Consider the following 1,467-nt stretch of genomic DNA (forward strand, 5'->3'; position numbering starts at 1 on the left):
GTGTGGTGGGGGTGTTTCTGCGGTGGCGGGGGTGGGTTCGTTGCCGCGGTTGGCTGGGGCTGACGGGGTGTCGGTTGGTGTTGGTGGTGGGGGGTGTTCGTCGGCGGGGCGGGGTGTGGGTTCGGTGCGGGGTGTTGGTGGTGTGCCGGATCGGCAGGTGGTGGTGTCGCCTGGTGGGAAGGTGCCGGTGTCGGTTGGGTTGGGGAAGGCGAGGGTGGTGGTTCCGCCGGGGGCGGTGCGGGCGCCGGTGAGTGTTGGTGTGTCTGGGGTTGGTGGTGCGGAGTTGGCGAAGCTGGATTCGGGGTTGTCGAATGTGACGGGGCGGGTGTTGGGGGGTTTTCGGTTTACGCCGTCGCCGATGAAGTTTGTGAAGCCGGTTGAGGTGACGTTGCCTTATGATCCGGCGTTGTTGCCGGCTGGTTTTAAGGCGCAGGATGTTTATACGTATTTTTTTGATGAGTCGTCGTTGTGTTGGCGGGTGTTGGAGCGGGTGCGGGTGGATGAGAAGGCGTTGACGGTGACGTCGGTGACGGATCATTTCACGGATATGGTGAATGCGACGGCGATGGTGCCGGAGCATGCGGAGAATGAGTCGTTTAATCCGAATCGGTTGAAGGGGATTGCGGCGGCGGGTCCGGGTGCGAAGGTGAATGAGATCGCGGTGCCGGGGGCGTCGGCTGGTGGCGATAATAGTGTGTCGTATCCGATTGAGGTGCCTGCGGGGCGTGGTGGGATGGCGCCGTTGTTGAGTGTGGGGTATTCGTCGGGTGGGGGTAGTGGCTGGCTGGGGCAGGGCTGGGATGTGGGGGTGCCGGCGTTTGTGGTGGATACGCGGTGGGGTGTGCCGCGGTTTGATGCGGCGAAGGAGACTGAGTCGTATGTGTTTGCTGGTCAGCAGTTGACGCCGGTGGCGCATCGGGGTGCGCCGGTGGCGCGGTCGACGGGGGACAAGGTTTTTCGTGCGCGGGTTGAGGGCGAGTTTGCGAGGATTGTGCGGAAGGGGACGGGGCCGAAGTCGTACACGTGGGAGGTGACCGACAAGGCTGGTGTGGTGTCGACCTATGGGCCGGGTGGGGCGGTGCTGGCTGATGGTGTGGGGAATGGGTTTCAGTGGTTTTTGCGGGAGACGCGTGATTTGCATGGCAATTTTGTGCGGTATCACTATGTGAAGGTTGATGATAGGGGTGTGGCGGATCCGGGTGCGGATCTGGGCTGGAATGTGTATCTGGACCGGATCACTTACACGGGTCGTGGGGCGGTTGAGGGTAAGTATTCGGTGTCGTTTGTGCGGGATCGCCAGGTTCAGGGTGAGTCGCTGCGGGTGGATAAGTTGATTGATGCCCGGGGTGGTTTTAAGCGGGTGACGGCGGACCGGTTGCGTAAGGTTGAGGTGAAGTTCGGCAACGAGTTGGTGCGCCGGTATGAGTTGTCGTATATCACGGGTGCGTTTGGTAAGTCGTTGCTGAG

The 1,467-nt window shown here is 61.8% G+C and carries 1 protein-coding gene; it reads left to right on the plus strand.

Features of this window, described 5'->3' with window-relative positions:
* Positions 1 to 358: 358 nt before the first annotated feature.
* Positions 359 to 1,467, plus strand: a 1,109-nt coding sequence (locus ACFFGN_RS36060) for a SpvB/TcaC N-terminal domain-containing protein (RefSeq protein ID WP_380057776.1), incomplete at its 3' end; no start/stop codon positions are given.

The organism is Kribbella deserti (genome assembly GCF_042434725.1).
GTDB classification, from domain to species: domain Bacteria; phylum Actinomycetota; class Actinomycetes; order Propionibacteriales; family Kribbellaceae; genus Kribbella; species Kribbella deserti.